General features: G+C 62.4%; 22 protein-coding genes. 12 read left to right on the top strand and 10 right to left on the bottom strand.

The window, feature by feature from the left end; genetic code table 11:
* Positions 1–6: 6 nt before the first annotated feature.
* Positions 7–492: a styrene monooxygenase NADH-dependent flavin reductase subunit StyB gene (styB, locus tag EDE08_RS26920; RefSeq protein WP_131871769.1), complete on the top strand. Its 486-nt coding sequence runs from the start codon at positions 7–9 to the stop codon at positions 490–492.
* A 25-nt stretch (positions 493–517) separates the two neighbouring features.
* On the opposite strand, the gene EDE08_RS26915 is transcribed toward styB, so the two are convergent.
* The 3 genes from EDE08_RS26915 to EDE08_RS26905 all read right to left on the bottom strand — a co-directional run bounded on the left by EDE08_RS26915 (position 518) and on the right by EDE08_RS26905 (position 2,736).
* Positions 518–1,201, bottom strand: coding sequence for a class I SAM-dependent methyltransferase (locus EDE08_RS26915; RefSeq protein WP_131871768.1), 684 nt, complete (start codon positions 1,199–1,201; stop codon positions 518–520).
* A gap of 26 nt (positions 1,202–1,227) precedes the next feature.
* Positions 1,228–1,686: an Rrf2 family transcriptional regulator gene (locus EDE08_RS26910; RefSeq protein WP_131871767.1), complete on the bottom strand. Its 459-nt coding sequence runs from the start codon at positions 1,684–1,686 to the stop codon at positions 1,228–1,230.
* A gap of 111 nt (positions 1,687–1,797) precedes the next feature.
* Positions 1,798–2,736: an acetamidase/formamidase family protein gene (locus EDE08_RS26905; RefSeq protein WP_131871766.1), complete on the bottom strand. Its 939-nt coding sequence runs from the start codon at positions 2,734–2,736 to the stop codon at positions 1,798–1,800.
* Positions 2,737–2,930: 194 nt separating this feature from the next.
* On the opposite strand from EDE08_RS26905, the gene EDE08_RS26900 reads away from it, so the two are divergent.
* From EDE08_RS26900 to EDE08_RS26870, 7 genes are all read left to right on the top strand, one after another.
* Complete coding sequence (locus EDE08_RS26900) at positions 2,931–3,311, top strand: transposase (RefSeq protein WP_165936204.1); 381 nt, start codon at positions 2,931–2,933, stop codon at positions 3,309–3,311.
* Positions 3,312–3,614: 303 nt separating this feature from the next.
* The gene (locus tag EDE08_RS26895) at positions 3,615–4,658 is read left to right on the top strand and encodes an ABC transporter substrate-binding protein (protein WP_131871764.1); all 1,044 of its coding nucleotides are present in this window, start codon (positions 3,615–3,617) and stop codon (positions 4,656–4,658) included.
* Entirely contained in the window at positions 4,655–5,482 is an 828-nt protein-coding gene (locus EDE08_RS26890; RefSeq protein ID WP_131871763.1) for an ABC transporter ATP-binding protein, read from the top strand. The genes EDE08_RS26895 and EDE08_RS26890 overlap by 4 nt, the downstream gene beginning before the upstream one ends.
* The gene (locus EDE08_RS26885) at positions 5,479–6,330 is read left to right on the top strand and encodes an ABC transporter permease (RefSeq protein WP_131871762.1); all 852 of its coding nucleotides are present in this window, start codon (positions 5,479–5,481) and stop codon (positions 6,328–6,330) included. Before EDE08_RS26890 ends, EDE08_RS26885 begins: the two co-directional genes overlap by 4 nt.
* Positions 6,331–6,403: 73 nt before the next feature.
* Positions 6,404–7,327 carry an acetamidase/formamidase family protein gene (locus EDE08_RS26880; RefSeq protein WP_131871761.1) on the top strand — a complete coding sequence of 308 codons (924 nt, stop codon included), beginning with the start codon at positions 6,404–6,406 and terminating at the stop codon, positions 7,325–7,327.
* 316 nt (positions 7,328–7,643) lie between these two features.
* A complete protein-coding gene (locus EDE08_RS26875; protein ID WP_131871760.1) occupies positions 7,644–9,011 on the top strand; it encodes an alpha/beta hydrolase family protein in 1,368 nt (455 codons plus the stop codon).
* Positions 9,012–9,291: 280 nt separating this feature from the next.
* Positions 9,292–9,585 carry a DUF718 domain-containing protein gene (locus EDE08_RS26870; protein WP_131871759.1) on the top strand — a complete coding sequence of 98 codons (294 nt, stop codon included), beginning with the start codon at positions 9,292–9,294 and terminating at the stop codon, positions 9,583–9,585.
* A 127-nt stretch (positions 9,586–9,712) separates the two neighbouring features.
* Here EDE08_RS26870 and EDE08_RS26865 read toward each other — a convergent pair whose 3' ends face one another.
* Positions 9,713–10,657, bottom strand: coding sequence for a transglycosylase SLT domain-containing protein (locus tag EDE08_RS26865; RefSeq protein WP_245524895.1), 945 nt, complete (start codon positions 10,655–10,657; stop codon positions 9,713–9,715).
* Positions 10,658–11,086: 429 nt separating this feature from the next.
* A complete protein-coding gene (locus tag EDE08_RS26860; protein ID WP_131871757.1) occupies positions 11,087–11,620 on the bottom strand; it encodes a P-loop NTPase family protein in 534 nt (177 codons plus the stop codon).
* Between the two features lie 290 nt (positions 11,621–11,910).
* Between EDE08_RS26860 and EDE08_RS26855 the strand changes: the two genes are divergently transcribed.
* Together EDE08_RS26855 and EDE08_RS26850 are read left to right on the top strand one after the other, a co-directional pair.
* Positions 11,911–13,215, top strand: coding sequence for an adenylate/guanylate cyclase domain-containing protein (locus tag EDE08_RS26855; protein ID WP_131871756.1), 1,305 nt, complete (start codon positions 11,911–11,913; stop codon positions 13,213–13,215).
* Positions 13,216–13,422: 207 nt separating this feature from the next.
* On the top strand, positions 13,423–13,770 hold the full coding sequence (locus EDE08_RS26850) for a hypothetical protein (RefSeq protein WP_131871755.1): 348 nt from the start codon (positions 13,423–13,425) through the stop codon (positions 13,768–13,770).
* A gap of 366 nt (positions 13,771–14,136) precedes the next feature.
* On the opposite strand, the gene EDE08_RS26845 is transcribed toward EDE08_RS26850, so the two are convergent.
* Complete coding sequence (locus EDE08_RS26845) at positions 14,137–14,430, bottom strand: hypothetical protein (RefSeq protein ID WP_131871754.1); 294 nt, start codon at positions 14,428–14,430, stop codon at positions 14,137–14,139.
* 867 nt (positions 14,431–15,297) lie between these two features.
* Here EDE08_RS26845 and EDE08_RS26840 point away from each other — a divergent pair.
* Positions 15,298–16,005 (top strand): EF-hand domain-containing protein, encoded by a 708-nt coding sequence (locus tag EDE08_RS26840; protein WP_131871877.1) that lies wholly within the window; start codon positions 15,298–15,300, stop codon positions 16,003–16,005.
* Positions 16,006–16,347: 342 nt separating this feature from the next.
* Here the strand turns inward: EDE08_RS26840 and EDE08_RS26835 are convergent, their stop codons facing one another.
* Entirely contained in the window at positions 16,348–16,638 is a 291-nt protein-coding gene (locus tag EDE08_RS26835) for a DUF1330 domain-containing protein (protein WP_131871753.1), read from the bottom strand.
* An 862-nt stretch (positions 16,639–17,500) separates the two neighbouring features.
* Entirely contained in the window at positions 17,501–19,522 is a 2,022-nt protein-coding gene (locus tag EDE08_RS26830) for a YgiQ family radical SAM protein (RefSeq protein ID WP_131871752.1), read from the bottom strand.
* Positions 19,523–19,777: 255 nt separating this feature from the next.
* Between EDE08_RS26830 and EDE08_RS38620 the strand changes: the two genes are divergently transcribed.
* On the top strand, positions 19,778–19,915 hold the full coding sequence (locus tag EDE08_RS38620) for a hypothetical protein (RefSeq protein ID WP_165936182.1): 138 nt from the start codon (positions 19,778–19,780) through the stop codon (positions 19,913–19,915).
* Between the two features lie 6 nt (positions 19,916–19,921).
* Here the strand turns inward: EDE08_RS38620 and EDE08_RS26825 are convergent, their stop codons facing one another.
* Positions 19,922–20,587 (bottom strand): GntR family transcriptional regulator, encoded by a 666-nt coding sequence (locus EDE08_RS26825; RefSeq protein WP_131871751.1) that lies wholly within the window; start codon positions 20,585–20,587, stop codon positions 19,922–19,924.
* Positions 20,588–20,594: 7 nt separating this feature from the next.
* A complete protein-coding gene (locus EDE08_RS26820; RefSeq protein ID WP_131871750.1) occupies positions 20,595–22,007 on the bottom strand; it encodes an FAD-binding oxidoreductase in 1,413 nt (470 codons plus the stop codon).
* Positions 22,008–22,087 lie beyond the last annotated feature (80 nt).

The following is a 22,087-nucleotide window of genomic DNA, read 5'->3' as shown; positions in this document are numbered from 1 at the left end:
GGCGACATGCAGCGCGCCAATCCTGCCTCCTTCCGCGAGGCCGCCTCGCGCTTTGCCACCGGGGTCGCGGTGCTGACCGCGTTGGACGAGCACGGCCGCGTCTGCGGCATGACCGCGAACAGCTTCGTCACCGTCAGCCTGTCGCCGCCGACCGTGCTGGTCTCGGTCATGCCCGGCCGCACGCATCGCGCGATCTCGGCGACCGGACGTTATTGCGTCAACGTCCTGCCCGACCATGGCCGGGACCTCTCACGGCACTTCGCGAGCCAGCCGAACACCGGCGCCACGCCGGACTACGACATCGTCGACGGCCTGCCGCGTCTGAAGGGTTGCATCGCCTGGTTCGCCTGCGAGGTAACGCGTCACGTCGACGTCAGCGACCATACGCTGATCATTGCAGAAGTGTCGGCCTGCGACCATCGCGACACCACGCCGCTGGTGTTCTTCTCCAGCCGCTATCATCTCGGTCCGGGGGCGCCGGTGGATCGATGACGCTCGCGCGTCGTTTCGCGTGCGCTCAGGCGTACGCCACCCAGCCGCGGAAGGCGAATCCGGTGTAGAACAGCGTCGGGTCGGAGAAGCCGGCCTCGCGCAAGATCGCCTCGTCCTGCGCGGGCGCCAGAATGCGCAGATGATTGGTGACAGCATCCTTCGCAGCCGCTGCCTGCTCGGGCTCGACGCCGGACGCCGCCAGGAACGCGGAGTACCGCGACAGCCATCGCGGACGTTCTCTCTCGCCATCGGGCGCGCTCAGATGCGCGATCACGAAGGCTGCGCCCGGCTTGAGCCGGCGGCGGACTTCCGAGGCGATGCGGCGCCGCTCTTCGACGTCGACGAAGTGCAGCGTCAAGAGGCAGGTGGCCCCGTCGAACGGTCCTTCCGGGGCATCGTCGATATAACCTTCATGAAAGCGTGCACGCGGGGCCAACTCTCCCAGGGTCTGCCCGGCCAGTGCCAGCATCGCCGCGGACGGGTCGACGCCATCGAAGCGCCAGGTGGGATGCGCCTGCGCAAACGTCCTCAGTTCCAGGCCGCCGCCGGCGCCAAGGACGAGGATCCGCGCATCGTCGCGCGCGCGCTCGGCCAAGAGAATTGCCGTCATGGCCTGCATGGACTCATAGCCCGGCACGAAGCGCCGCGGCCCTTCGGTGTATCTCGCCACGAATTGCGGGTCCGAGAATGCGGCTTGAATGTCGGTCATGATAGTGTCCCCGTGAATGGAGCCGTTCACGCGCGATGCGCGCTGATATCGTGGATCTTTCGAGACCCGAGCCGCTTGCGAAGGTCCTCGCCCAGCATCGCCAGCGTCACTTCGCCGAGCCGCGACAGCAGCAGCGCCTCCGCATCGTGAAAGGCCTGGTCGAGCGCGGCATTGACCGCCTGCTCGACGAGGCAGCCGGGCGACTCGGTCCGGTTGCCCATGGCCAGCAGCGAGGGACTGCCGAGCGCGGCATAGACGTCGCGCAGCGATACCTTCGAGAGGTCGCACGCCAGCGTCCAGCCGCCGCCATGCCCCTTCTCGGAGCGGACGTAACCGAGATCGCGCAGGCCCGCCATGATGCGCCGGATGACCACCGGGTTGGTGTCCATCGCCTTGGCCAGGGTCTCGGACGTTAACGGTCCAGGCTGCTGCGCCATGTGCAGCAGCACATGGAGCACGCCGGATAGTCGGCTGTCGCGTTTCATGTAACTGTATATGTTACATAATCGGCAAAAGTCAAGCCGCCGGCGACGCATGGCGGGGCCACGCCGGCGATAGCCGTGCTTTAAGATGATTTTCGGTGCCTGGGCGGGCCGCTATAGCAGCGCCTTCGGCAACAGCATGTGAATGCCCTTGTTGCCGTCGACGAGTTGGGTGACGCGCAGATTGCCGGCCAGCGAACACAACATGTAGGCCTCGTTGCGCGTTCGGTTCGTCCGTGCGCAGACATGCTTGACCATTTCCCGGACCGCTTGCTTGGCGGCATCGTCGAGATCCTCGTCGAGGCCGATCGACATGAGATGCGTCGCGCTCTCGGCAAAGGGCCATTTGATATCCATGTCCTTGCGCACGGTCAGGCGGAATGTCCCGGTCACGCCGGTCTCGAGCGCGGTGATGCAGACTTCGCCGTCGCCCTGCACGCCGTGGCCGTCGCCGGCGAAGAACAATGCGCCCTCGTTGAACACCGGCAGATACAGCGTCGTGCCGGCCCGCAGCTCCTTGTTGTCCATGTTGCCGCCGAACGCGCGCGGAACGGGGGAGCCGCAACGGCCCCAACTCGGTGGCGGGGCGGTGGCGATGATGCCGAAAAAGGGAGCGAGTGGGATCTCGGTGCCCCACGGCATGATGCAGACCTCGCGCTTGCGGTCGATCCTGGGATGGATCGTTTCATAATCCGTGAACTCGTCCGGCAGCGTTCCGAGCAGAGGAAGGACTGACACGAAGCCCCAGTCCTGGCGCACCTTCACGTCGAGGATGTCGACCTGGAGCGCATCGCCGACATTGGCACCGCGCACATAGACGGGCCCGGTGATGAAGTGAGGCCCCGGCCCGGGCTGCATGGTATTCAGGGCGAGCAGATAGTCCTCGGGGATCAAAGACCGATCGTCCGGCAGCGTTTCCTTTCCGCCGGCCGGGAAGCTGTGCAACGTAACGCTGTCGCCGGAACTGACCTCGAGCACAGGCGGCGTGTTGCAGTCCAAATAGCCCCACACCATGTTTTCGGGCGTGGCGGGTATCTCGTGGCGGCGCTGCATTGGACGACTCCAGGCGTAGCTGTTCGGACGGTTTTGGGCTCCAAGAGCAATTCGCCCCGGATCGCCACGGCTGCGACCGGCAAAATCGTTCTCGGATATTCTAGGCGCCGGCAATCCTTCGGCTATACTGACCTCAGGCCCGGCGCGGGGCCGGCGTTCGAGCCTCTGCAAATGACGGGCCGATGGAGAGAACGATGAGGCGATCCCGATTCACCGAGAATGAGATCATTCATCTCCTCGCCGAGGCGAGTTCCGGGGTGTCCATTGCAGAAATCTGCAAGGCCGCCGGCATCACAGAACGTACCTTCTACCGGTGGCGTCGCAACTTCGGCACGCTCGATGTTCCCGCCGTCCAGCGGATGAACGATCTGAAATCGGAGAATCTGCGTTTGCGCGGGCTGGTCAACAATCTCTTCGAACTTCTGCGCAAGTCGGATGGCGGCGTCAGGAAGGACGAAGTTCCTTTGCAGTCCCCGGCGATGCCGCGCGAGCCGACCCGGGCGAGCCGCATCGCGGCCGAAAAATGCGGAGGGGCTTTGACTGGCCGCTTCTCCTCGGTGCGCGTCAATCCGTAGTCGCGTGCGGCCGTCGCGGACGGCGTGGCTATACGCTGCGCGGCCTGCAAATCTTTTATGCAGTCAAAATGTCAGAAATGACGAAAACCATTCGCGCGCGGTGCTGAATTCGGCAGCGCGATGATGCGGCGGGCAGCAAAGCCGCGTCTTCAGGCCATGCACCGGCACTCTGCGTCAATGGCGTGACATATTGACGGGCCGCGCCAAATCGCAAGCAAATCGCGTCGCTTATTTCGGCTTGATGCGGAGCAGTCGGCGCCTAGTCTTTGGGCTGCCCCGCATTTCCCTGGAGAAGTCAGCGCCATGACCGACCGTGTTCGTCCCGCTCCGCCGAGCAGCCGTGCGCTCAGCCGCCGCACCTTCCTTGCCGCCTCTTCCGTTGTCGCCGCTGGAATCGGCGCCGCGCCGTTGCTTGGATCCCGCATTGCCTCCGCCGCCGAGCTCAAGACCGTTCGCTTCAGCGAGGCCGTGCACAATCTGGGCTACATCAACCTCTACGTCGGCATGCATGCCGGCATCTTCAAGAAGAACGGTCTCGACATGAAGGTGACCGCCGCCGGCGGCGACACCCAGACCTTTGCGGCGGTGCTCGGCGGCTCCGCGGATTTCGCGATTGGCGATGCGACCATGGCGCAGATCTCCCGCGAGAACGGCGGCCCCGGCGTCGTGGTCGGTACGGTCGTGCAGCGTGCGCACTATTTTGGGGTGTCCAAGACGCTCAAACCGATCACCGACCCGAAGGAGTTCAAGGGTCTCAAGATCGTCACTTCGCCGGAGCCCAACACCAATTTCAGCGTGACCAAGCGGATGCTGGAGAAAGCCGGCCTGAAGCTGGGCACCGACGCTACGATCGTTCCGGTCAATCCCGGCACCGAGATCGCGGCGATGCTGGCCGGGCAGGCCGACATGGCGGTCGCCTATCAGCCGAGCGTCGCCGCCGCGGAGGCTCAAGGCGCCAAGGTCGTGTTCGACTTCTCGAACTATGTCGGGCCGTTCTGCAACACCGGCATCATGGTGCTGCCCTCGACGCTCCAGAAGGACCCTGCAATGGTGCAGGCGCTGGTCACGTCCTTCGAGGAGGCCTCGCGCAAGACCTATGCCGATCCCGCCTTCGCCAAGGAGGTCGCCCGCAAGGAATTCCCCGATCTTCCCGGCGACGTCGTCGATAAGGCGATCGACGCCGAGCTGAAATATCTCATCCCGGCGCAGTCGGTCATCACCAAGCAGGATCAGTGGAAGAACCTGATGGACATGCAGATCTACCTCGGCAACGCCAAGGGATCAGTCCCGTTCGATCAGATCATCGACAACTCGTTTGCCGAAAAGGCGATTGCCAGCCTGAAATGAGCGTTGAGGCTGCCACACACGCAAGGCCTGGTGAGGGCGAGGCCGTGAACGGCACCGCTCCCCCGCTCGTCGTCGAGCACGTCGCGAAAAGCTACGACTTCAACGGGCAGGTCGTGCCGGTGATTGCCGATCTCAGCCTGACACTGCGCAAGGGTGAGATCGTCAGCATTGTCGGTCCCTCCGGTTGCGGCAAGACCACATTGCTCAACACGCTCTGTGGTCTGCTGGCGCCCGATGCCGGCCGCATCCGCTGGCACGGCCGGCAGGTCGTCGGTCAGCCCCAGAACGTCGGCTACATGCTGCAGAAGGACCTCCTGTTCCCGTGGCGCACGGCGCTCGCCAACACCATGCTCGGCCTGGAGATCCGGGGCGTTCCTGCCGTCGAGGCCGAAGACCGCAGCCGGGCCATGCTCGACCAGCTTGGACTGCACGGCTTTGCCGACCACTATCCCGCGACGTTGTCGGGCGGCATGCGGCAGCGGGTCGCGTTGGCGCGCACGTTGGTGAATGACCCGGACGTGCTGCTCCTGGACGAGCCGTTCGCCGCACTCGATTTCCAGACCAAGCTGCTCATCGAGAGCGACATGGTCAGTCTGGTCCGCAAAGGCGGGCGCTCGATGTTGCTCATCACCCACGACATCGAGGAGGCGGTTTCGATCGCGGATCGCGTCATCGTGCTGACGCGGCGGCCGACTGCGGTGAAGGCGGCTTACGAGATCGAACTCGGCTCCGATCGCGCCGACGTCATCTCGCTGCGCGAAAACCCGGATTTCAGCCGCTACGTCCGGCGCATCTGGGCCGATCTCGACGTTGCGATCCAATGACGACGGATATCGAGACCAGCATGGTTGACGCGTCGAAGCCCGCCGGAAGCGTTCCGTCGCCGGTGGCCCGCGCAAAGTGGAAGCGCGCGCGCTTCGGCATCGCCGTGCTGGCGACTCAAATTCTCGTTCTGACCGCACTTCTCGTCCTGTGGGAACGCGCCACGCCGAAGGGCAGCCCGGCCGCCTTCATGTTCGGATCGCCGTCGGCGATCGCGGGCTTCCTGATTCAGATGGCACAGGACGGCAGCCTGTGGCGTGATGCGGCAGTCACCGGCATGGAGACGCTGCTCGGCTTCTTCATGGGCAATCTGGTCGGCACTTTGCTCGGCCTGTCGCTCTGGTATTCGCGTTTCGTGTCCCGGGTCGTCGAACCGTTCGTCATCGCACTCGGCTCGATCCCCATCATCGCGCTCGCGCCGATCGTGATCATCTGGTTCGGCACCGGACTGGTCTCGAAGGTTGCAATGTCGACCCTGTCGGTGGTGATCGTCGCGCTGGTAACGTCCTACAAGGGAGCGGTCGGCGTCGACGACGACCAGATCTATCTGATGAAGACGCTCGGTGCCTCGAAATTCCAGATCTTCCGGAAGCTCGTGATCCCGGCCTCGCTCACCGATATCTTCGCAGGGCTGAAGCTGACGGTCGGCTTCGCGTTGATCGGCGCCATCGTCGGCGAGTTCATGTCATCGTCCGAGGGGCTGGGACACGCCATCTTCAAAGCCGGATCGCTCTACATCATTCCCAAGGTCTTCGCCGCGCTTGTCGTGACGATCGTGCTCGCGCTGGTTCTCACCTGGCTGGTCGGCAAGATCGAACGGCTGCTGATGCCCTGGCGCCGACAGGCTTAGTGAAGATCGTCTGCGACTCTCATCCGCTTCGCGCGTCAACCTCATCACATCCGCAAATGTCCAGGGAGAGACCATGTCCAAGCGCATCAGCAAGGCCGGCAACATCAAATACGCGCTGTCCGGCGACGACAAGTTCGTCGCAAGCGTCGAGCCCGGCGAAACCTTCGTGGTGGAATGCGCCATCAATGCCAATGACGGCACCATCCGTCATCTCGGACAGCAATTGACCGAGGCGGACGTGACGATGCCCTTCGTCAACGGTGCCACCGGACCGATCGAGGTGCGCGGCGCAAAGCCGGGCGACATGCTGCGTCTCGATGTCCTGAACATGGAGCTCGACAAACTCGGCTTCACGGCGCTCTGGCCGGGCATTGGCATGTTTCCCGATTGGGTCAGGCGCAAGGAATTCGGCATCCAGACACGCGTCGTCGAAGTCAAGGACGGCCACGTGCATTGGAACGAGCATCTCCGCCTGCCGGTCAAGCCGATGATCGGCGTGGCCGGTGTCGCCCCGGTGCACGGAGCGGTTCTCACCGTCGACAACGGGACGCATGGCGGCAACATGGACGTCCAGGAAATCACCACGGGCAACAGCATCTTCTTCCGCGTCAACAAGGACGGCGCGCATCTCTTTCTGGGGGACTGTCACGCCATCCAGGGCGACGGCGAATGCAACGGAATGGGCGCGATCGAGATCGCGGCCAATCTCACCGTCAAGGTCTCGCTGTCCAAGGCCCCCGCGAGGCTGAATCATCCGCGCATCGAGACCGCGACCCACATCTGCACGCTGGGATGCGCTCGCCCGCTCGAAGACGCGATGCGGATCGCGTTCGAGGAGATGGTCTATTGGATGGAGGACGACTGGAAGATTCCAGCGCCCGAAGGCTACATGCTGCTCGGCCAGATCGCAGAAGCCCGCTGCACGCAGGTGGTCAATCCAAAGTACACGTATATCTGCAAGGTGGAGAGGAGCTTGCTGGATCGGTACTACGGATAAGGCGCGCTCCTGCCGCAAGCGACTGCGCGGTCCCTCCCCGAAGCGGTCGGCCTATCGCATACTACAGCGTAATTGCCTGTGGCCATCCTTCGGGACGCCCGCCGGAGGCGGGCGTCTCGAAGGACGAGGCGGGCGCGCAGCTCGCGCAAAGCAACATATGCGATCGGCCCGCCGACGGGCCGCAGCGGCCGGTTAACGAGCATCGGCGCCAGGACAATGGCGAGCATCGACCGTCACCTTGACGCTGACTGCAAACCAGGCAGGATCGAAGCAAAACGCATGGGCGATTACGTCTCTCGATGCTTTGAGGATTCCAATGGACCGCGATTTCATGACGCATTTCGACGGGAAGGTCAGTCGCAAACAGTTCGGGCTGGGCCTGCTTGCATCCGGCATCGGCGCCACGCTGGCAGCTTCGACGAACCTCGTCGCGGCGCAGGACAGCAAGCCAGCGACCAGCGTCGCGACCACCCCGTCGGCCGCCGGCCAGGAGACCTACTTCTTCAAGAACTCGGCGTTCGAGTTCGTGCTTCTGGCGACGCTCGGGCGCGCCTATTTCATGGGCGGCAATGTCGGCAAGGTGCTCTGGGTGATCAAGCGGATCGAGGACGGCAATTACCAGAGCGCTTACGATGCGCTGGTCGCTGCCGGCGATGAGTCCAGGAGCCTTGCCGAGAGTTCTCTGAGCCGCGGGCATCGCGAAAGTGCGCGGCAAGCCTATCTCTGGGCAACGAACTTCTACGACAGCGCAGTTTATTTCGCCGACGGCTCAGGCGACCCGACGCGCGCGGCCAAGACCTGGCAGATGATGGACGAGTGCTGGCTCAAGGCAATCGGATTATTCACCCCGGCGATCGAGCAAGTCAGCATTCCCTACGAAGGAACGATGCTGCGGGGCTTCCATTTCCGAGGGAGTGGCCGGGCCGAAAAACGACCGCTTCTGATCCTCAACAACGGCAGCGATGGTTCGGCCCTTGATATGTGGATGATGGGCGCAGCTGGCGGCACGTTGCGCGGTTACGACTGCCTCACCTTCGACGGACCCGGCCAGGGCTATGCGTTGTGGAAGCAGGGCCTGTTCTTCCGGCCTGACTGGGAGAAGGTGATCACGCCCGTGGTGGATTTCGCGCTGACGCTCGGCGGTATCGACCCGAGCCGTATCGCTCTGCAGGGTATCAGCCAAGGCGGCTATTGGGTGCCACGCGCCGTCGCCTTCGAGAAACGCATCGCTGCGGCCATCGCCGACCCGGGCGTGGTGGACGTCTCGACCTCGTGGATGGCGACCCTCCCGCCGCCGATGATCAAAATGCTCGAGGCTGGCCAGAAAGAACAGTTCGACAATGTCATGAACAGCGCCATGCCGCAGCGAGCCAAGAACGAACTCGCCTTCCGCATGCGCCCCTATGGCACGACGTCCTATTATGAGGCCTTCAAGGCGGCCATGGACTATAATCTGACCGCCATCGCCGGGAAAATCACCTGCCCGGTGCTGATCACCGAGCCGGAGAATGAAGCCTTTTGGCCCGGTCAATCGAAGCAGCTCTACGGCCTTTTGACCGCGCCCAAGACCCTCGTCTCATTCCTCGCCTCGGAGGGCGCGGATCTGCATTGCGAGCCCAAGGCCTTTGGGCTCCGCGATCTCAGGGTGTTCGATTGGCTGGACGAAACGCTGAGCCGAACTTGAACCTGGAGGTTGTCGGCACCTTTTTGCTCAATCGGATGGCCGCCGTCCGCGTTGCGGTGGAAGGGCCGACATCTCGGCAATCTCGCTAAGCCATTGATCCCGCCAGGGCCGGCTGCTGCGCATAAGTTGTTTTCGCGTTTTCGTTTCAACGGCCGATTTGTCACGGTGACGCCACCGCGCGCGGGGACGAGAATCAGCCGGGGTGACCCGCGGCCGTCTCGTACCGAGCCTCGCGCGCCGTCCCGTTTTTTATCCATCCATTTTTTCAAGGAGGCCCACCATGCAGGTTTACAATGTGGTGAAGTTCAGGGTGAAGCCCGGTGCGGAAGCCGCCTTCCTCGACGCGCACCGGGACGGGAAGGCCAGATGGCCGGGCCTGGAGCATGGCGTCATCATCAAGACCGGCGAGCAGAGCTTCTGCCTCATCGGCACCTGGTCCAGCCAGGAGGCAATGGTCGCGGCGCGCGCCGCGATGATCGAGACGCTCGACAGTTTCAGGTCCGTGCTCGAGGACCAGGGCAACGGCCGCGGCGTCACGGATGCCGTGTCGGGCGAGGTCGTGCTGGCGCTGTAGCAGGCGAGCGGCCCGCGATGGTGAAACCCATCATGCCTCGCCACAGGGGGAGGGGTTGATGGGTTCGCTGGCGCTCTGCCGATCTGCGAGTTCAAGGCAACAAGCGTGCGCGGCGCTGCCGACGATATTATTGGCTTGCCGCCGCCGCCGTCGCCACATATTTCCCGTAGAATTCGGCGACCCGCCCGCGCCACATGCCGACGAACGCCTCTGACGTCACGTTGTCGACCGATTTCCAGCTGCGCTTGAAGGCCGGAAGTGCATTGCCCCAGATCGCGCGCTTGCACCACCTCTCACCCTTCTCCTTGCCTTCGCTGCTGGCGCACATCGATTTCCAGGCGAGGCGCGCGGGCTTGCTGATGTGCTCTGCGGCGCCTTCCCAGCCCTGCTGATGGATCAGGTAGAGATCGCTCATATCCGGCTTGCGGCGGGTGATCCATTGGAACAGGACGCCTTCGGTGATCATCTTGTAGGCGGCCGCGACGGCATTGTCCCGCGGACTGCGAATCTCCCCGAAGCCGAATTTTCCGAACTCGTAATAGCTCAGCTGGAACAGCCCGATATACGACCCGGTGCGTTGATTGGGGTTGAAACCGGATTCGATCTTGGCAACCGCCATCATGAAATTGACATCGAGGCCGAACGCGTCGGCGGCGCGCTTGATCTCCTCGGTCGGCGTTCCCAGCGGAATGTCCTTGAACGCACGCAAGACGATCTCCGCCGGCTTCTCGGCGGGCGGCAGTTCGGACCAGACGTAATAGACCAGATGACGGAAATCCTGCGTCGATGCCGCCTTCGGAGCACCGCTCGACGCATCGCGTTCCGGCGGCAGCGAGTGGACGACATCCTGCCCCAACGACGCTAATTTCGGGGCGACCGGTTTATCGACGATCTCGGCGTCGGTGTGTGGCGGCACGGCACCTGCTGACGTCACCGCACCAAGCTCTGCTCCTTCCGCCCGAAGCGCTGCCGCAAGTCTGGTGGATGCCTCTGCGTACATGGCCGGCGTCACCAGGTTCGCGGGAGCCGACATGCGCGCCGCAGCCGGTATGCTCGCTGTCGCTTCCGACATGAGATCCGGCATCGTCGCGGCCGGTCTGTTAGCGGCGGTCAGAAACAGTCCCGCGGATGCGAGAACAGCCACGATGCAGCTGGTCTGCCAGGCCTTCATTGCCCGAAGTCCAATGATGGCTTCTGTACGAAGGCTGTTGGCATGGTCCTGCGGCCCCGTGGGTGAGTACTCTTTGTAGAATCTTAAGGTTTAAATGTGGTGAACGAGAGCTTTTTGCCTCGCAACCCGATGTGTCCCCTTTGGGGCGCGTGCGGGCTCCTGGCGGAAGACGCTCATGGGGTCGGCTATAGGTCAAAGGCCGCCTTGTCCCGTTCACATGCTCTGTTCAGGTCATCTACGGAAAGCGGGCGTTGCGGCGCTTCGGGCTGGCGACAGTCAAGGGCCAGAAGCGGTCGTGATACGTTGCTGTCGGCGTTGCCATGGCGGTGGTTAAAGCCGTAGGTCCGTATTTGTCATTCCGGCGCGTAAATTTTCGAGGAACCGGTCAACTTGTTCTCGGCTCTCCAGCCGCAACTTGGTGCCGGAGAAATCGTTGAACATCTTGGAATGGCCAGCAAACGAGGATGGTGTCTGCCGAGACCAATAGGCTTCCGCCCACTTCATCAGTTCTGCTGCATCCTGACTTGTTGCTCCCCGCCGCAGGCCGCGGGCGAGCAGCCCGGCACGGCAAACGCTCCACGGGAGATCGAGCCAAACGAGAGAGGTGGCTTTGGGAAGGGCCACTTCTGCCAGCCATCCAAATACACCTTCGATAATCCAGCGCGGCTGGTCAGAAATATCCAGGACCATCTTTCGCGTGACGTCTTCATTGCGCTTAAGGCCATAGCTGCCCTCTTCCCAGTGCAGAAGGTCGAGATCAATCGCAGGTATTTGAGCAAGGTCGGCGACGGCTTCGGCCAACGTGCTCTTACCAGAGCCACTGTTTCCAATAACCACCGTGCGTTCGGTCAGAAGTTCGTTCATTCAAGCCATCGATGGTCGGTTCTCGCTTCGATGACGGATAGCATCTCGTTTGCCCAAAATCGACATTGCCGTGCGAAGACCGCAATAGGGCGCGATGTCCGTTCCGGGTCAAGATGCGAAGAACTCAACCTGAGCAAATCTGGTTCGCAATGCCTCACTGAGCGGACCTCAATGGGCTGCGCCGCTACTTCGCTGATGGGCCAACAGGGGACATTGAGCCGTTCCCGACAATCTAAGCTGCTGCTATAATTCCGGTCGGCCAGAAGTCCCGGCAAGCGTGGGGGGTCGTCATGCAGCCAGACACCCGATACGCCAAGAGCGGCGACGTTCACATCGCCTATCAGGTGTTCGGCGAGGGCGCGCTCAACGTTGTCTTCGCTCCACCGGCCTTTACTAACGTCGAGCACTGGTGGGACGAACCGGAGGTGAGCCGTTGGCTGCTGCGCTTGGCGAGTTACGCCCGGGTGGTGATGTTCGACAAGCGCGGTACGGGCTTGTCGGATCGGGTCGCTGATTCCCTGGGCCTAGACCAGCGAATGGACGACCTGCGGGCGGTCATGGACGCCACCGGCATGGAACAGGCGGCGCTTCTCGGCATTTCTGAAGGCGGCACGATGTCGGCGCTGTTCGCCGCGACCTATCCCAGTCGCTGCCGCGCGCTGGTGCTCTGCAACGCCTATCCGGCATCGAGATTTGCTCAGTCGACGCTGGAGCAAGCTCTCGACTATATCGAGCGCGACTGGGGCAGCGGCGGCAGCGTGGCAATGTATGCGCCCTCCCGCATGACCGACTCGGCGTTCAAACGCTGGTGGGGCAAGAACGAGCGGGTATCCAATAGCCCCGCTGGCGTTGCCGCGTACGCGCGCATGAACCACCTGATTGACATAAGCGACATCATCCCGACGATCCGGGTCCCGACCCTCGTCATCAACCGGACGGAAGACAGGGTCGTCAGCGTCGAGGGCGGCCGGTTTCTCGCCAAGCAAATTCCAGGCTCGCGCCATCTCGAATTCCCTGGGGTCGACCACCTTCCCTTCGTCGGCGACAATGCCGGCGATATCGCCGATGCGATAGAGGAGTTCCTGACCGGCTCGCGTCCGCCCGTTGCGGTCGACCGCGTGCTTGCCACGGTGCTCTTCACCGACATCGTCGGCTCGACCGAGAAAGCCGCCGCACTCGGAGACCATCGCTGGCGCGACCTCCTAGACATTCATCACACTGCGATACGGCGCACCCTTTCACGTTTCCGCGGCCACGAAATCAAGACGATCGGCGATGGCGTTCTTGCTACTTTCGACGGTCCCGCACGCGCCGTGCGCTGCGCTTGCGCCATCGCCGACGAAATCAGGCCGTTGGGCATTGAAGTCCGTGCCGGGCTTCACACCGGCGAGTGCGAAGTGATCGGCAATGATATCGGCGGCATTGCCGTTCACATCGGAGCGCGCGTGGCGGCGCTCGCCGGCGCGAGCGAGGTGTTGGTATCGAGCACGGTCAGGGACCTGGTGGCGGGTTCCGGCTTGCGTTTTGGTGATCGCGGCAATCATTCGCTCAAGGGTATCCCGGGAGATTGGCGCATCTTTGCAGTCGAACGGTGAATGCGCCGCTCTAACCAATTCTGGATTGACACTCCTCGGCTTCTTTCTCTCTCGCCAAATGTCTCTTGTGGGTCGAAAGCGGCCCTGAGCCGGCATCGCCGTAAAGGTCAGCTACGGGCCATCACCGGACATTCACCCTGTTCGGCATCTCCTGTAGTCTATTGCGACTTCAGGTAGCAAATTCGCGAATAAAGCCTTGAGGTTAGCATGACGCTAAAACCGTCTGTCATGTCCGATGTACCGGCTGATATCACCTCGGTGAAAAAAGCCATCGGTCCCAAGTTGGCCGAGCAGTATTGTGAAAATCCCAAGGTGGCCAAATACGCGTTCGTGCTCAAATTTCCCGATGGCGTCATTACCGGGCGCGCGGTTTCCCACGCGCTAAGGAAAATACCAGCTCCGCGCGGTCCTACCTTGCTCGCTGGTGTGAACTTCACGGTAGAGGCAATGGGGCTCGCCAAGGCAGAGAGCTGTGACGTGATTGCCGTTCACGAGTTCTTTTGGACCGACGCGTCGTACGCCGATAGGGTTAGCGACCGACCGCTGAGGGGCTAAAGATGCGGAGGCCTCGCTGGTACCCGACGCGCACTGACATTCTCGCCATCTTATTTGCTCTGATCGCGGTCTGCCTCTTCGCTTTCGTTGTCGTTCGGTTTCCGCTCTTCCGGCAGGCAACCGGCTTCGGACCGGATTGGGATTGCAACTCAATGCCCAAAGGTGACCCGATCTGCACCAAGAAGATGAGCCGTTAAAACTCCTCGGAACATTGACGAATGCATTAGCCGCTCCAACGCGCAGCTTCCGGTTTGGGTCAAAAGGCGAAGAACTCAGGTTGAGCAAATCTGGTCCGCTCTGGCGCAACGAGCGGCCTTCGGACCGTCGCGGCGCAACGTCGCCAATGGGCCATTTCCGGACGTCAAATCATTGCTTCTTTTCTCGCTCGGCAAGCCGCCCCATCGAGAAAAACTTCTCCTCATGTGCAGCAATGGCCTCCTCAACAGTCTCGAACCATTCACTGCGTTCGATCGGCTCGACTTCGATAAAAAGCTCAGCAAATTGGCGATCGAAGCCGGAGCGTGCGTCGCGCGCTATCGGCAGAGTATAGAAGTCGGCGCTCTGGACGCAAAAAAGATGCGACGCAAGGTCCTCAAAGCATCGGAAGTGCACCGCTCTTTCAGCGTCAATTCGCTTCCAGATAGATAGTTCTCTATACATCGGCGCTCACCACTCCTACGCTTCCACTCGACCAGACTGATCAGGAACAAAATGACTAACCTTGGCATGCCTATCGAGAGCTTTATCATAGAGCGCTTAGACGCGGGCGGCTGGCGCATTACAGAGCGTCGCGCTGATCTCACGGACATCCCTGTTGCCGACTTTGTGTCACTCCGTGACGCGGAAGAATGGGTACGGTGGAAGCGGGGCGTTCCGAAGCCCAACCCTTACGCTGTCGAATAGGCCAATAGGCGCAGCTTCCGGTTTGGGTCAATCGCGTCGGTTTGGCGCTCGGTTGCAAACTTCCGGTCTGCCCCTATGAACCGACATTTGGCTACACCACGTCAACGGAAGCGATGGGCCAGAAGCAGACTTAATGGTCTGCAAACCCTAATCGTCAGAGGGTTGCCAGCTAAGAGCGTACTCGTGCTACTTTAGCGGGCATGTCGCCTTTCAGCATTCGTTCCACAATTCTCAGTCGTCCGCCCTTCGAAGACGAAAGCCGCAGAGCAAGTTAGGCGCGAGAGCGTACGTACCCCAAGGAACAGGGATGAATGTTTCAGAGGAAGTCCGAGTGCGAGGCTTTGCGGTTGCTGGAATTGTATGTCTCGCCCTGATTTTCTTGCTGAGGAGTCTCGATCCAACCGAGTTCGTAAAAAGGATCATTCCTCCGCTTGTTCTGCTTTTCGTGTTCCTTTGGCTGTTCGGGCTATATTGCACCCATCGGTATTGGAAAGATTTTAGACAAGATGAAGTGCGGCGCGGCGGATCGGAGGAAACCGCTCGCGCAAAATGGCATAAACTGCACCAGCCCCCGGGCTAGATGCTGGTGGGCCGCAATTAGGGACGCCGCTAAGGGAGTCTGGCATGCTGCACTCTAAATTGACCTTTCTTGTCGGTGCCTGTGTAGCATGTGTTGCATTGACGCTTTCGCACCATTCGGCGTGGTCAGAGCAATGGACCGCGGTACTGGATCGATACGAGCGTCTATTGCAGCCGCCTCAGCCGAACACTGCGGAGCAGCAATATGATTGGTCCCTCCGGCCCCTCTTTGTCGGGGCTGATGCTGATGGCGATGAACAACTCACGCAGCGGGACGTCGATCTACACGCGTTGATGGAAGAAGGACAGGCAAGGGGCCAGTCGCTCATGCTTATGCGCTGGGATTTAGATTGCGATGGTTTCATCAAAGATGATGAAATCCGCCGCGGGGCGCGTTACGAGTTCAGATCCATGTTGAACATGCAGCCTGGTAAAAATGCGGAGGATCAAGCGTCATCAGATCGGAATGCTTCGAAGATGATCGAGGCAAAGGTACAACAACTACTTGCTCTCGACTCGGATAAGGATGGCAAGATCAGCTTCTCGGAGGCGACGAAATCTATAGATCGTCGAAGGCTAGGCGGCGGCTTGTCTGTCCGTGTCCGCAAGTTTTTGGAAACCAACGCTGTGTCGAGAGACACCGTATCGTGGGCTGAATTCGAAGCCATTGGGAATGCTCTCTTTCGCCAGATTGACGTTGATAAGGATGGGGTCATCTCGCAGCATGAATTCTCTGACTACCGCGCCCGTTGAACGCGCGGGAAGCGAGATGCCGCCTCAGAGAACGTAAAGGTCATTCCAGGCGGCTGGATCGGTCGATTGGAGCGCGCACATACCGGCCGATGCATCGTAACCGGCACTCGACTCGGCTAACCGAAGGAACAGAATCAAGTCGTCAGGAAAACCCAATCGAACAACCGGCAAGTCACGGCGGAGCACGAAGGATGGTTCCACTTCCTCGTAGGGTCATAGGCGGCACTCGGCGTCTCCACGATGCTATCCGCTCAGCCCTCGGAAGCGGACGGTGCGAGGCCAAGAGCGGACTTGCAATCGCCAAGGCGCAGTTCGCAGATGGGCCAATTGCGGACGCCACGACTAGGTGCACCCATCAGCGAGAAGCAGACGGCCGGTTGTCGTGGCATGACGAATTGCGAAAAGTTGCTGCGCCTCGGGATCGTTCAACAACGCTTCGGCATCTGCACGACTAGGAAACTCGATAATGACGAGTCTCTCATGCCTCCATTCGCCTTCGAGCGGTGTTGGCTCGACGCCCTGAACGATATACTTACCTTGATGTCTCGCAATGATCGCGGGGATTGACTCGATATACGTTTTGAACCGCCCGTAGTCATGCACAGTGATGTCGAGGACGAAATAAGCCTTCACTTGTAAAGCTCCTGCAGCACCCGTCTTGAGTTGGTCATGGCCTATCAATTAGTTGGCCGTCTCACGTCCGCAATGGGTCAAAACGCGAAGAACTCAGGTTGAGCAAATCTGGTCCGCTCTGGCGCAACGAGCGGCCTTCGGACCGTCGCGGCGCAACGTCGCCAATGGGCCAAAATCCGAAGAACTAAGGTTTAGCAAATCTGGTCCGCTCTGCCGCGATGAGCGGACCTCCGCCAGACCCCACACAACTTCGTAGATGGGTCACCAGCGGCGAGCACCTTAAGCGCCGTGCAGCTGGCAAAGCCAGCAGCGGGTATCGCAGGCTTTTGCTGGACTGCAAGGTGATCATGCGATCAGGAGCGCCATCCCCTGCAGTGCGTCGATCCGCGGAGCGGATTGCGCGCGTGACGCGGTCGTGAGCCCGACGACGCTGGCACTGAGCAACGGAAGGGGCGCCCTGACCCGGTCCTTCCGATGCTGCCATTCTGCTCCTGATTTGCCCGACGGCGCAGTGTATTCGTAAAATCAGCAATGCGCAGCGGTCGTTCGACGAGATCGCGCTCGATCGGGCAGGGCGTGGCGAGGACCAGGTACGGTTAGCCCTCGATCACCCACGTTCCGCGATGGTGGCATCATACGCCTGTTTTGCCCGACGATCAAGCAAATTTCGTAAAAACGGAAATTGACCGTTTCTCGGGGGAGATCGTGCCTCGATTTGCGCTCGGCGACCGCGCCGATCTCATCGCGTCCGCAAGCCGTTGATCTTGCTGCCCCCGGCTACTGTGCATGGGGTTGTTTTCGAACTTTTGTTTTGGAAGGTGCGAAAGCGCCGCCGAACCGGGCTAAACCCGGCTCTCGCGCGCTACTTCATCACCCGCAGGCCCTTGGTCGCGAACCGCTGCGTCTTGCCGCCAGGACGGACCGGTCGCCGCGTGCCGGCGGCCTTGCCGGTGCCGGGCGGCTGGTGTGCGGGGACGAGCTGGTGCGGCTGCGAGCCGATCAGGTCGCGGCGGCCCATCTCGATCAGGGCCTCGCGCAGCACCGGCCAGTTGTCGGGGTCGTGATAGCGCAGGAACGCCTTGTGCAGGCGGCGCTGGCGCAGGCCCTTGATCGCCTCGACCTTGTCGCTGCCGCCGTGGCGCACGCCGCGCAGCGGATTGACTCCGGTGTGGTACATCGCGGTTGCGGTCGCCATCGGCGAGGGCAGGAAGGTCTGCACCTGGTCGGCGCGGTAGCGGTTCTTCTTCAGCCACAGCGCGAGGTTCATCATGTCCTCGTCGGTCGTGCCCGGATGCGCCGCGATGAAATAGGGGATCAGATAATATTTCTTGCCGGCTCGCTCGGCCGCTTCGTCGAACATCCGCTTGAACTTGTCGTAGGCGCCGATGCCCGGCTTCATCATCTTGTCGAGCGGACCGCGCTCGGTATGTTCAGGGGCGATCTTGAGGTAGCCGCCGACGTGATGGGTGACGAGCTCCTTGATGTATTCGGGGCTCTCCACCGCGAGGTCGTAGCGCACGCCGGAGGCGACCATCACCTTCTTGATGCCCTTGGTCTCGCGCACCTTGCGATAGAGCCGGATCAAATCGTCATGCGAGGTGTTGAGATTCGGGCAGATCTCGGGGAAGACGCAGGACGGCCGCCGGCATGCCGCCTCGACCTTCGGGTCCTTGCACGCCATCCGGTACATGTTGGCGGTGGGGCCGCCGATGTCGGAGATGACGCCGGTGAAGCCCGGCGTCTTGTCGCGGATCTTCTCGATCTCGCGCAGGATCGAGCCTTCCGAGCGGTTCTGGATGATGCGGCCCTCATGCTCGGTGATCGAGCAGAAGGTGCAGCCGCCAAAGCAGCCGCGCATGATCGTGACCGAGAACTTGATCATGTCCCAGGCCGGGATCCTGGCATCGCCATAGGACGGATGCGGTGCGCGCGCGTAAGGAAGGTCGTAGACCGCGTCCATCTCCTCGCTGGTCAGCGGGATCGGCGGCGGGTTGAGCCAGAGATCGCGGTCGCCATGACGCTGGACCAGCGGCCGCGCATTGCCGGGATTGCTCTCCCGGTGCAGCACGCGCGAGGCGCGGGCATAGGCTTCCTTGTCGTGCTCGACCTGCTCCAGCGCCGGCAGGCGGATCACGGTCGGCCCGCGTTGACGCGATGCGCCCTCGTCGGCGGAATCGAGATCGTCGGCGTGCAGCTCCGTGTAATCGGCAGGGACCTTGCGGAACAGTGCGACGCCCCTGATGTCGTCGAGCTCGCGCGGCGCTTCGCCGGCGGCGAGCCGCTGTGCCACCTCGACGACGGCGCGCTCGGCGTTGCCGTAGAGCAGCAGGTCGGCCTTGGCGTCGGCCAGCACCGAGCGGCGCACCTTGTCTGACCAGTAGTCGTAATGCGCGATCCGGCGCAGCGACGCCTCGATGCCGCCGAGCACGATCGGTACGTCCTTGAACGCCTCGCGGCAGCGCTGGGCGTAAACGATGGTGCAGCGGTCCGGCCGCCTGCCGCCTTCGCCGCCGGCCGTATAGGCGTCGTCGCTGCGGATGCGGCGGTCCGCGGTGTAGCGGTTCACCATGGAGTCCATGTTGCCGCCGGTGACGCCGAAGAACACCTTTGGCTTGCCGAGCGCCTTGAAGGGCTCGGCCGAGTGCCAGTCCGGCTGGGCGATGATGCCGACCCGAAAGCCCTGCGCCTCCAGAAGCCGGCCGATGATCGCCATGCCGAAGCTCGGATGGTCGACATAGGCGTCCCCGGTCACCAGCACGATGTCGCAGGCGTCCCAGCCGAGCGCATCCATCTCGGCGCGGCTCATCGGCAGGAACGGCGCCGGCTTGCGCGGTTGCGCCCGGGCCATCAGCGGCTTTTCGGCGGTGATCATCTGGATGTCCATGGCGCCTACGCATAGGACTCCGGGCGGGCGAATTCAACCGATCGGTGTGCCGCCACCGCCGATTGTAGTGACCGGAGGTTCCATCCTCACAAGGGCGCCGATCGGATCCCGGCCATAGGAACCAACCGCGCCCGCGAACATTCTGTTGAGGGTTCGGCGCGGGCCCGCGTCGCGCGCGTCTGCATCATTCAGGCGTCCGCTGACGTCGCCTCTGGCGATGGGGGAGTTGTGAGCACGGTCATAGAGAACTTGCTGTTGCGGAAGCAGAAGCTCGTCGAACAGCTCGAAAAGGCGCCATCGGTCGAGGACCGCGATAGAATCGAGCACCAGCTCGAGCAGATCAACACCGCGCTGGATTTTCTGGACAGGCCGGAAGCGAAGGAAGAGCGGTAGACGCGCTCAATCCACCTTGAGCGCTTTCGCGTAGACGATTCCCGAATTGGTGATGTGCGTCGTCATCAGGCCGTCGAAGGCGGCGAACTCGCCGCGTCCGAACAAATCGAGCAGCTCGCGATGCTCGTCGAACGACGTGCGGGTGCGCACGTCGATCGGCGAGGTCAGATTGGTGCGGAGCGCGGCGACGCGGCCGGAGACGAGCTGATAGGATTCGGCGAGGTAGCGGTTGCCGCAATGGGCGAACAGCGCCTCGTGAAAAGCTGTGTCGGCGCGGCCATAGGCGATGTTGTCCTTCGCCGTGATCGCCGGCTCCATTGCCGCGATCGCCGCGCTCATGGCCGCAATCGCACTGTTGCGATCGTGGCGGAAGGCGAGCTCGGCCGCCTTGGGCTCCAGCGCAATGCGGAAGGTGCAGAGCGCATCGATGTCCTCGGCGCTCGGCGTGAACACGAAGCTGCCGACCTGCGGCCGGATCACGACGAGGCCTTGCGCCTGCAACTGGCCCATCGCCTCGCGCACCGGCGTGCGGCTGACGCCGAAGGAATTCGCCACCATCTCCTCGGAGATGGCCGCTCCAAGCGCGAAATCGCCGTCGATGATCGCCTGTCGCAGCCGCTGCATCACCCGCTGCGACAGCGATTTCGGCGTATCGAGCTTGAGCGATCGCATGGCGCGCTCAGATCACCTTGCCGGGATTGAGCAGGTGATCGGGATCGAGCGCCGCCTTCAGCGTCCGCATCAGCGCGATCTCGGCCTCGCTCCTGGCATGACCCAGCCACAGCTTCTTCAAGGTGCCGATGCCGTGCTCGGCGGAAACGCTGCCGCCCATGTCGCGGACGAGACCGTAGATGATCGCGTCCATCTCCTCCTTCGGCTGCTGCGCGACCGAGAGGCCGGCGACCCAGGAGACGAGATGCAGATTGCCATCGCCGATATGGCCGTAATAGACGCTCTCGCAGCCCTTGATGCCGGAGGCCAGCGCAGCCTTGCAGCGCGTGGCGAACTCGTCCATTCGCGCCACCGCAAGGCCGATGTCGTAGGAGATGTGCGGCCCCAGCACCTGGCCGAACTCGGCGCAGATATCGCGCACGCGCCAGAAGGCCTGCGTCTGCGCCAGCGACTGCGCCACGGCGGCGTCGGCGAGCAGCCCACGTTCCATCAGCTCCTCGAGCCAGGTCTGGAAACGCGGTGCGTCCAGGCTCTCATCGGTGCCCTGTGCCTCGACCAGCACGTAAAGGCCGTGGCTTGCCGCGACCGGCGGCTTCACGCCGGCGCGATTCGTGATCACGTCCCAATAATCCGGCCACATCACCTCGAACGCGGACAGCAGCGGGCCGAGCCCTGAGCGCGCGGCGTCGAGCAGCGCAATCACCGCGGCATAATCCTTCAACGCGCAAAGCGTAGCCATGGTCGAGCGCGGCTTCGGAAACAGCTTGAGCACCACGCGGGTGATGATGCCGAGCGTGCCTTCCGAGCCGATGAACAGATGCTTCAGATCGTAGCCGGCATTGTTCTTCATCAGCTTGTTGAGGCTGGTGATGATGGTGCCGTCGGGCAGCACGACCTCGAGACCAAGCACCAGCTCGCGCGTCATGCCGTAGCGGATCACGCGGTTGCCGCCGGCATTGGTCGAGAGATTGCCGCCGATCGCACAGGAGCCGCGCGAGCCGAGATCGAGCGGAAAGAAGAAGCCGGCTTCATCGGCCGCCTTCTGGATCGTCTCCAGCGGCGTGCCCGCCTTCACCGTCATCGTCATCGAGGCGCGATCGATCTCCTCGATGCCGGTCATGCGCTCCAGCGAGATCGTTACCCAGCCGGCTTCGGGCGAGGCACCGCGGCACAGCCCGGTCAATCCGCCCTGCGGCACGAAGGGAAGCCGCGCCTGCCGGCAGGTCGCAATCGTATCGGCCACGCCTTTCGCATCGAGCGGCCGGATCACCGCGAGCGGCGTTTGCGGCAGGCTCGCGCTCCAGTCGTTGCAATTGCGGGCGGGCACCTCGCTGCCGGTCAGCACCGCGGCCGCGCCGAGCCTGTCGCGCAACGCGCCGAGCAGCTGGTCGGGCCGTCCGGCGGGGGTCACCATGTCCATGCGAGACCTCCTCAATATTTTCGGTGCGCCCATGGCGCCGGGATTTGCATCCACCTTGTATGTAAGGTACAAAGCGGAAA

The organism is Bradyrhizobium sp. R2.2-H, from assembly GCF_004346455.1.
Lineage (GTDB): Bacteria > Pseudomonadota > Alphaproteobacteria > Rhizobiales > Xanthobacteraceae > Bradyrhizobium > Bradyrhizobium diversitatis.
The sequence above is the reverse complement of the archived record's forward strand: the minus strand, read 5'-3'. Positions and strand labels throughout refer to the sequence as shown.